The organism is Acaryochloris sp. IP29b_bin.137 (genome assembly GCF_028285745.1).
Lineage (GTDB): Bacteria > Cyanobacteriota > Cyanobacteriia > Thermosynechococcales > Thermosynechococcaceae > Acaryochloris.
The window spans coordinates 1-8,768 of the sequence record NZ_JANQOP010000279.1; the positions used below are offsets into that span (position 1 = coordinate 1).

The window sequence follows — 8,768 nt, forward strand, 5'->3', positions numbered from 1 at the left end:
TGCAACTGAAACCCCATAAACGACTCAATTACCAGAGAGGCATGAGGGCGCTATCACTGATTCAGAACACATTGTGAAACCCTTGTCATCCCCAAAGAACGATGACACAACTGTTTGATCGCTAAATAGATAAAGAGGGGGATAGATGTGGCATAGCGTTTCCACAACCGCTTCGGTTCTTGATGTAAACGAAACAGCCACTCCAGGCCCAGGCTTCTAAGCCATTTATTCGCCCTACGGTGTATTCCTGCATACACGGGAAATGCTCCACCCAAACCAACCATAACCGCTTCAATTTTGCCCTTATGAGCTGCCATCCAACATTCTTGTTTTGGGCAACCTAAGGCAACCATGACCAGGCCGGCCCCACTCTCATTCACTCTTTGAATCAAGGATTCATCTTCCGCTGGAGTCAGGGATCTAAAGGGCAAGGGTTCCATATCGGCAATAATCAGATGGGGAAATTCATCCTGCAATCGATGCTTCATTCTCTGAAGAATAAGATCCATGGAACCCAAGAAATAGACGCTAATGTTCTCTTGAGATGCCTTCTTGCAAAGTGCTCGCAATAGATCTAAACCCGCAACTCTATCTTGATTTTTTGCCCCCATTAGTCTGAGCATCCAGACTAATGGCATCCCATCGGGAGTCACCATGTCAGCTTGTAGAATCACTTCGCTGAAGCTCGGTCTTTGGTGGGCTTCTACTAGCATATGGGTATTGGCAACACACACCGTTTTGCTATCGCGTCGCTTTGTCCATTCAAAAATGACTCCCACTAATGTATTAAATGGTGCTGCCGTAACTTTTGAACCGATAATATCTAGGCGAGTAGGTTCATTCACAGTTTTGTTGAAGTTATTTCGCTCTAGAACAGATGTTGTAGATCGCATCAATCAAAGATTCCAACTGTGGGGTGAATGTAACAGTCAATACAAGAATATCTTACACAAGAAAGGAAATAAACTGTTATTTTTATTCTAGAATTTTATTAAAAATTACATTTGATAAATATATTGCTGGAATAATTTCCTCCATCAATACAATTTAATGGCAGTAATAACGCCTTTACTCAGCGCTATCAGTAATGGTAGAAAATCATGCCCAATCTTATTTGCCTTCGAGCCCTGATTTCGGGGCGAGTTCAAGGAGTCGGATATCGCTACCATACAGTGTTGAAAGCTCAAGCCCTTGATCTAGTCGGCTGGGTTCGTAATCTAGAGGATGGTCGTGTTGAAGTGATGGTGGAAGGGAAGCGTGATTCGGTCGATGCCATGATGCAGTGGTGCGGTCAAGGCCCCCCTGCCGCGCATGTAGAAGGTATTGAGATTGAAGAACAGCCCGCCCAACATTTTGAACAATTTGAAATCAGAAGATAACGACACTGCTTTTCCTTTGCAATGTATAACTTTTCTCTAGAGTTGGGGTGTAGATCCATAGCCCATACATACTGCTATTTGGAGGTTTATTTGTCGGGGAACTGTCGTGAAGACTAAGATCGTCATGAAAGTAATCGTCATATCATATATGTAGTCTTTGTCGATGCCTCATATACTCATTGCAGAGGACGAACCCAGAATTGCATCCTTTATTGAGAAAGGTTTGAAGAGCCACGGTTACACAACTACAACGGTTGGGGACGCTGAACAAGCTCTTTCCCTTGCTCTGAGTGACGGATTTGAACTACTAATATTAGATTTGGGCTTACCGGATCGAGATGGTTTAGATGTACTGGCTGATTTGAGAGGCCAGGGTTCCAGCCTACCCATCATTATTTTGACTGCCCGGGATGATATTCAAGATAAAGTCTCTGGTCTTGAAGGAGGAGCAGATGACTATATGACGAAACCCTTTCGCTTTGAAGAGCTTCTCGCCCGAGTGCGCGTTCGCCTTAGGTCCGTCTCTAGTCGATCGGCTTCAGAAACACTGACTTTAAATGCGTACAACGTGGTTTTAGATTTAAGGACACGAAAAGCAAAGGTGGATGAACAGTGGATTGAACTCCCTGCACGCGAATTTATTTTGGCAGAAACTTTTTTTCGCCATCCAGGGCAGGTACTTAGTCGCCAACAACTTTTGGACCGTGTTTGGGGATATGACTATGATCCAGGATCCAATATTGTTGATGTTTATGTGGGCTACCTACGCAAGAAGCTGGGGAATTCACTGATCGAAACGGTTCGTGGTGTTGGGTATCGATTAAAAACATAGTTTTTGATTTGATGAGAAAATTCTCATGATTCCAAAGTATTGATTAAGCTACAGTCAGTTGATCGATCAAAATGATTAGCTGATTGTCTCAGTCCAATTTCTATTCAGTATGAAACGGGTCCTCTTGGTTGAAGATGAAGAGCGTATTGCCCGTTTTATTACTAAGGGTTTACTCAAATACGGCTTCAATCTTACGGTTGTCAGCGATGGTCAACAAGCACTAGAGCAGGTTGATCAAGATGCTTATGATGTGATCTTGCTAGACCTGGGACTTCCTCTAGTGAGTGGTTTGACCGTGCTGCAAACACTTCGTGAACAAGGATATTCGCCACCCATCATTGTGATAACAGCCCTGGTTGATCAAGAGGAAATTTCGCTGGCAGCAGGTGCAACTGATTTTATTGCTAAACCCTTTTCATTCTCTGAATTATTGAAAACAATTAATCGAAATACGAGCTCTGAATAGCATTTTTAAGTCAGATTTTCTCTAGGGGAAATGGATTTACACCCTTATTAAATTAGAAAATACACTAGCAAGCTTGAAGCAATACTTTCTAAGCTAAACATTAATTGAGCCTACTTTTGGCTGCTTAGGGTTGATTTCAGACTGAGTCAACACATGGAAAAACAGCCATTATGCCTATCAAGATAATGCGGATCTAAGACTTTGAATGTAAGAAATTTTTCATGAACACTCTCTCATGAAGCCTTTCTCACATAAGTTTCATTGAACCTTCACTCCAACTTGTCAGGGTGTAGATAACTGAACAGCGCAGTTAGGAGAGGTTCCTTTCCGTGGGAGTTTGTGTGATTGTTACTGGACACGTTGGCTTCATCACAGGTGTGTGCTTAATTCAGCTTCATCGCCTGAGTGTCCAGGTCAAGGCTGTTGGTTTGCTGCTCTGCTTGGAGGACCACCCTGCGGATTTAAACTCTGTGGAACTAGTCGCTGAATCCATTAATTCTACTGATTTGCCCAACCCTAGGAGGACCATGTAATGAGACTGATGGTTTACTCTCATGATGCATTTGGTCTTGGCAATCTCCGCAGAATGCTATCCATCTGTGAGTATCTGCTGAAGAACCCATCCAACCTATCCATTCTCTTGGTATCAGGCTCACCGATGCTACAAGCCTTCCGGTTACCCAAAGGCTTGGATTACATCAAACTTCCTTGCCTCAATCGGGGAGAATCAGGAACTCTAGCCGCCAAATATTTAGGCACAGAATTAGAGGAAACTTTGCGGTGGCGTTCTCATCTTATCCATTCCGCAGCCCTTCACTTTAAGCCTGATGTGCTGCTAGTGGATAAAAAGCCTTATGGGATTCAGCAGGAATTGACTGCCACGCTTCAGTACTTAGACGCCCACTTGCCCGAAACCAAAAAAGTGCTGTTACTCAGAGATATTTTGGATAGTCCTGTTAAAACGATTCGCGAATGGAAACAATTGGGATATTACGAGGCGATCCAATCCTGGTATGACCAAGTCCTTGTTGTGGGTATGGCTGAGCTGTTTGATGTGGCTCAAGAGTACCAGTTCCCACTTCCTGTTGCCAAACAAGTTCGCTACTGCGGTTACATCCGTAAATCTGCTCATGGCTTAAATCGATCTGAACTTCGCTGGTTCCTACGGATCAAGCCCTCTGAGAAGGTGGTCCTCGTGACGCCAGGGGGCGGGGAAGATGGTTATCCACTGGTGAAAGCTTATCTTGCTGGGTTAAAACATCTTCCTTCCCAAGTGAAGTTGCGAAGTGTGATTCTCTGCGGTCCAGAGATGCCCTTATCTCAGCAACAAGACATCCAGAAACAAGCCCTGCAATGTCCTGGTGTCGACGTTCAAGTGTTTACAGACAATCTCCTCGGCTACCTAGATGCTGCCGATGCAGTCGTCTCTATGGGGGGGTACAATACTCTGACTGAAGTTTTGTCTCTAAAGAAACGGACGGTTGTGGTGCCTCGGATTACCCCTTCTCAAGAGCAACTGATTCGGGCGGAGCGGTTTATGCGCAAGGGACTGATTCGCGCAATTCACCCCGATCACCTGCAGCCCAAAACCTTAATGCAAGCAGTGATGGCCCAACTGGGGGATCGAGTGACCCCGTCCTTAGAACTCGATTTCAACGGCCTACCCAATATTGCTGATCAGCTATCCAACCTACTCGTTTACCCCCCTGATCGAGAACCGGCTTTGGCCTAGGGACGGTTACTTTGCTGTAATTCAAATTTCTGGACACTAGTTATGAAAAAATTGATGTTTTATTGCCAACATATTCTGGGCATGGGCCACCTGATCCGCAGTATGGAGATTGTGCGGGGCCTGGTGGAAGACTTTGAGATTTGCTTTATCAATGGGGGTGAAGTGATTCAGAACTTCCAAGTTCCCAATGGCGTTACTGTTGTTAACTTGCCTGCGATCAAAACGGACACCGAGTTTCGTGAGCTGCGTCCGGTGGATCAGTCCCTGAGTTTGGAAGTTGTGCAGGAAACTCGTAAGCACTTACTCCTTAACCAAATTGCGGCCTTTAAGCCTGATGTGCTGATGGTTGAACTCTTCCCCTTTGGCCGCCGGCGGTTTTCCTTTGAGCTGATTCCGCTAATGGAAGCCGCCAAGACCAGTGGCACTAAAGTGGTCTGTAGCCTGCGCGATATTGTGGTAACCAAGCAGGATCAGGCCCGCCATGAAGCCAAGATCTGTCGGTTGATCAATCAATACTTTGATCAATTACTGATTCATGGTGACCCCAACTTGCATCCCCTGAAAGACAGTTTCTCTCGGGTTGGGGATCTCAATTGTGAGGTTCACTATACCGGGTATGTGGCCCAACAACCTGAAACCAATCGCCTGACGTTGGTGGATCGATGGGCCTTGAGTCGGCAGGCTCCCATGATCCTGGTCAGTGTCGGGGGAGGTCGGTTTGGACATGAGTTGTTGAGGGGGATGGTTGGTGCAGCGGAATACTTGTCCACGCGCATTCCCCATCATATTCAGATGTTTGCGGGGCCTTTTATTCCTGAGTCAGTATTTTGGCAGTTAAAACAGGCTGGCCGAGACTGCCCGAACCTCCATATTCATCGCTATACCCCTAATCTGCTCGCCTATATGCAGCAGGCAGATCTCTCCGTCAGCATGTCGGGATACAACACCACGATGAATATTCTGACCACTGGGGTCAATGCGCTGATGTTGCCATTTACAGGTAATGACGACCAGGAACAAACCCTACGAGTCCGTCGGTTAGACGAGCTAGGGGTAGCTCAGACGCTGCAGAGGGTTGATGTTGCTATTCCTAAACGTTTAGCTCAGCGGGTAGAAGCGGCCCTGAAGAAAAAGCCTCAATCGACTCAATTTGATCTGGATGGGATACGGCAAACAGCTCAAAGGGTTCGATCGCTTGCCTATGACAACCATCCTGCTGTCGCTGCTTAATAGTCCGATGAAGAAGATCCTATTTTATTGCCAATATTTGGCTGGAATGGGCCACCTGGTCCGCAGTACTGAAATTGTCCGCAGTTTGGTTCCAGACTTTCAGGTTAGTCTGGTGATTGGTGGAGAGCCGATTGACCAGTTCGAGGTTCCAGATGGCGTAGAGGTTGTTTATCTCCCCGCTTTGCGAGAAGACGCGGGTAAATTGATGGCCCTGAATCAATCAGTTGAATCGGTAAAGATCGCCCGTCGACAACGACTGCTTGCCCTATTCGAACAATTCCAGCCGGACTGTGTGATTACTGAATGCTTCCCTTTTAGTAAGTACAAAATGGCCTTTGAATTGCTGCCCTTGCTGGAGCGGGCTAAGGCAACTCAAGTCAAGGTAGTTTGCAGCCTCCGAGATCTGATTATGACCCAATCCATGAGCGAGAAAGGACTAGCTCGGAAGCAGGCTCGGATTCTAGATCAAATTCGACAGTTCTATGATTTAGTGCTTTGCCATAGCGATCGCAATCTCCAATCCCTAGATGCTTGCTTCCCCTCCGCTCATGCCCTGACTTGCGAAGTCTTTTACACAGGGTATGTGGCTCAATCTCTAGTCACTTCGTCTGTACAACAACAGGATCTAAAGTCCCCTCGGATTGTCGCCAGCGTGGGAGGAGGGCGATACGGCTATTCCTTGCTCAAAGCTATAGGTGAGGTGGGTCCCCTTCTGCGACAGGCTATTCCTCACCAGATTTATGCTTTCGCAGGGCCGTTTATGCCGGAGTCAGAGTTTGATTCCCTGCAAACCCTAACATCGTCTCAACCCAACATTACCCTGCAACGATTTACACCGAATTTGATGGATTACCTGGAGGGGGCTGATTTATCTATCAGTTTGGGGGGATACAACACCACCATGAATGTGTTGAGTACCCAGGTTCGGTCTCTGATCCTGCCTTCCCCCTCCCCAGATCAAGCGGATGAGCAATGGCTTCGAGCCTCCAGACTGGCCCAACTGGGGGCGGTTGATGTGTTGTCCCCTGACCAGCTTTCTCCCTCAGCTTTGGCCCATGCCATCCTCCAACACTTACATACGGCTAAGCCCTCCCATGCCATTAATCTCAAGGGCTCTGAAAACACGGCCAAGCGCTTGCGCCAGCTTTGTAATCAGACGGTTGCCCTTGCTCGGTAAATAGACCTGTTAGGAGAACATGATTATGAAACGCAAGATTTGTATCACTGCTCTGGAATTCCCACCTGATATTGGTGGTGTGGGTGAGTCGGTTCAACGCATTTCCCATATGCTGATCGATCTGGGGTTTGATGTCCATGTCGCAGTTTTTCGGGCTGTATTTCGTGAACAGCGTGCCATGGCTGCCGCAGGAAAATTCCAACGTCCTCGCTGCCAAACCACTCATCAGAATGGTGTGATTGTCCATCGCTTGCAGCCCGCTGTCCGGTCGATTCAGGCAAAAGAACAAGACTATTTCTGTGATCTATACGGACAACTTCAGCTTCTGCATCGGCAATATCAGTTTGATGCCCTACATGCCTTTTTTATCAATGAAATGGGGTTTCTGACGACCCTGTTAGGACAAGAGGCGGGCATTCCTGTAATCAATAGTGTGCGGGGGGCGGATCTGCATAAGCATGCGTTTAGTCCCCAACAGTTTAGCCAAATTACTTGGACTCTAGAAAATTCTGCCTGGACCACCTTTGTGAGTCGAGATTTGATGCAGCGGGCTCGTGCTTTAGTCCCTAGCATTCGAGCTAGATCATCGGCATTTTGGAATGCGATCGCACCTCTCGATTTCAGCAATTTACCTCAGCCCACACTGTCTCACAAACTACAGGGAACCGTGATCGGCTCTGTTGGTAGTTTCCGGGATAAGAAGGGCTTGGAATATCTGCTAGATGCCTGCCAATCTTTGACACTTAACACCCCTTTCACTCTTCTATTTGTGGGTGATTTCGTTGCCAAAGAACACGAATACTGGCAGCAGGTCATTGAAGATAGCGGCTTAACCCATCAGATTGTAATTACCGGCAAAGTCAGTCGCACTGAAGCCTTAGCCTACCTGCCTTGTATGGATATCTTTGCCATTCCATCCCTCCATGATGGCTGTCCCAATGCCTTGCTAGAAGCGATGCTAGCGGCTAAAGCGGTGGTCGGCACCCACGTCGATGCCATTGGCGAAATTCTGGAAGATAACCTTAATGGATTGGTAGTCAATCCAGCCGATAGTGCTGCCCTAGCCCAGGCCCTACAATCCCTGATGACCCAGCCCCAACTTCGCGAACGACTTGGATTAGCGGCGAGAGAAACCGTCCTCCAGAAAATGGCCCCGTCGGTTGAACAACGCCAATGGCAACAAGTTTACGAACAAGTTTTAGGGACTGTTGCCCCTAAAACGCTTTCCCTCGTCTAAATTCAGGCATCTTACCTGCCACAACCGTTCGGAGTGAGCCAAGATGACTCAATTTATCCAAATATTTCCAGGTCTGGGCAAAGTGATTCGCCAGTTTTGGCCCCAGATCCGTCAAGAAAAAGCCCTACTTTCAATTTCCATTATCGGTCTAGTGATTGAGGTGTTGGCCCGCCTCTTAAGTCCCTGGCCCCTCAAACTAATCTTTGACTATGTGTTGCTTCCCGACGCCAATAGTACGGGCACTCCTGTTCTGGGAGAGGTGAATCCCTCCGTTTTGATTGTGATTTTGGCCTTGTCTATTGTTGGGGTGGCAGGACTGAGTGCCATGTCTGCCTATATCAGCTTGGTCAGTCTATCGGTAGCCGCGAGCCGAATGATTTCTGATATTCGCAGTCAGCTCTATCGCCATCTGCAACGGCTATCCTTAGCCTTTCATTACCAGGCCAAAAGTGGAGACTTACTCACCCGCATCACCAGCGATATGGATCGCCTGCGGGATGTGATTATTAACCATGCTCTACCCTTACTCATCAATATTTTTACCCTACTCTGCATGGTTGGGGTAATGTTCTGGATGGATTGGGAACTGGCGTTAATTGCCTTGGCGGTACTGCCAGTTTTTATGATCTCAACCGTCAGTATTACCCAGCGCATTCGCAAAATTTCCCAGCGGCAACGTCGTCGCGAAAGTGCAATGGCAGCGACGGCTGCAGAG

At 47.2% G+C, this 8,768-nt stretch carries 9 protein-coding genes; 8 read left to right on the forward strand and 1 reads right to left on the reverse strand.

Annotation, left to right across the window (positions count from 1 at the left end; translation table 11 throughout):
• Positions 1-53: 53 nt before the first annotated feature.
• Positions 54-893 (reverse strand): WecB/TagA/CpsF family glycosyltransferase, encoded by an 840-nt coding sequence (locus Q0991_RS19630; protein WP_299491706.1) that lies wholly within the window; start codon positions 891-893, stop codon positions 54-56.
• A gap of 207 nt (positions 894-1,100) precedes the next feature.
• On the opposite strand from Q0991_RS19630, the gene Q0991_RS19635 reads away from it, so the two are divergent.
• The 8 genes from Q0991_RS19635 to Q0991_RS19670 all read left to right on the forward strand — a co-directional run.
• Entirely contained in the window at positions 1,101-1,379 is a 279-nt protein-coding gene (locus Q0991_RS19635; protein ID WP_299491708.1) for an acylphosphatase, read from the forward strand.
• A 163-nt stretch (positions 1,380-1,542) separates the two neighbouring features.
• On the forward strand, positions 1,543-2,211 hold the full coding sequence (locus Q0991_RS19640; protein ID WP_299491710.1) for a response regulator transcription factor: 669 nt from the start codon (positions 1,543-1,545) through the stop codon (positions 2,209-2,211).
• Positions 2,212-2,320: 109 nt separating this feature from the next.
• Complete coding sequence (locus tag Q0991_RS19645) at positions 2,321-2,677, forward strand: response regulator transcription factor (protein ID WP_299491711.1); 357 nt, start codon at positions 2,321-2,323, stop codon at positions 2,675-2,677.
• A 541-nt stretch (positions 2,678-3,218) separates the two neighbouring features.
• The gene (locus Q0991_RS19650) at positions 3,219-4,409 is read left to right on the forward strand and encodes a glycosyltransferase (RefSeq protein WP_299491713.1); all 1,191 of its coding nucleotides are present in this window, start codon (positions 3,219-3,221) and stop codon (positions 4,407-4,409) included.
• A gap of 42 nt (positions 4,410-4,451) precedes the next feature.
• Positions 4,452-5,639 (forward strand): glycosyltransferase, encoded by a 1,188-nt coding sequence (locus tag Q0991_RS19655; protein WP_299491715.1) that lies wholly within the window; start codon positions 4,452-4,454, stop codon positions 5,637-5,639.
• Complete coding sequence (locus Q0991_RS19660; protein WP_299491717.1) at positions 5,611-6,816, forward strand: glycosyltransferase; 1,206 nt, start codon at positions 5,611-5,613, stop codon at positions 6,814-6,816. The genes Q0991_RS19655 and Q0991_RS19660 overlap by 29 nt, the downstream gene beginning before the upstream one ends.
• A 25-nt stretch (positions 6,817-6,841) precedes the next feature.
• A complete protein-coding gene (locus Q0991_RS19665; RefSeq protein WP_299491720.1) occupies positions 6,842-8,053 on the forward strand; it encodes a glycosyltransferase in 1,212 nt (403 codons plus the stop codon).
• Between the two features lie 43 nt (positions 8,054-8,096).
• Positions 8,097-8,768: ABC transporter transmembrane domain-containing protein (locus Q0991_RS19670; RefSeq protein ID WP_299491723.1), on the forward strand; the 672-nt coding region annotated here is incomplete at its 3' end.

What these genes read in the sequence shown, in the direction of transcription:
- Q0991_RS19630 (WP_299491706.1), bottom strand. Translation starts at nt 893, where the DNA reads ATGCGATCTACAACATCTGTTCTAGAGCGAAATAACTTCAACAAAACT.
- Q0991_RS19635 (WP_299491708.1), top strand. Translation starts at nt 1,101, where the DNA reads ATGCCCAATCTTATTTGCCTTCGAGCCCTGATTTCGGGGCGAGTTCAA.
- Q0991_RS19640 (WP_299491710.1), top strand. Translation starts at nt 1,543, where the DNA reads ATGCCTCATATACTCATTGCAGAGGACGAACCCAGAATTGCATCCTTT.
- Q0991_RS19645 (WP_299491711.1), top strand. Translation starts at nt 2,321, where the DNA reads ATGAAACGGGTCCTCTTGGTTGAAGATGAAGAGCGTATTGCCCGTTTT.
- Q0991_RS19650 (WP_299491713.1), top strand. Translation starts at nt 3,219, where the DNA reads ATGGTTTACTCTCATGATGCATTTGGTCTTGGCAATCTCCGCAGAATG.
- Q0991_RS19655 (WP_299491715.1), top strand. Translation starts at nt 4,452, where the DNA reads ATGAAAAAATTGATGTTTTATTGCCAACATATTCTGGGCATGGGCCAC.
- Q0991_RS19660 (WP_299491717.1), top strand. Translation starts at nt 5,611, where the DNA reads ATGACAACCATCCTGCTGTCGCTGCTTAATAGTCCGATGAAGAAGATC.
- Q0991_RS19665 (WP_299491720.1), top strand. Translation starts at nt 6,842, where the DNA reads ATGAAACGCAAGATTTGTATCACTGCTCTGGAATTCCCACCTGATATT.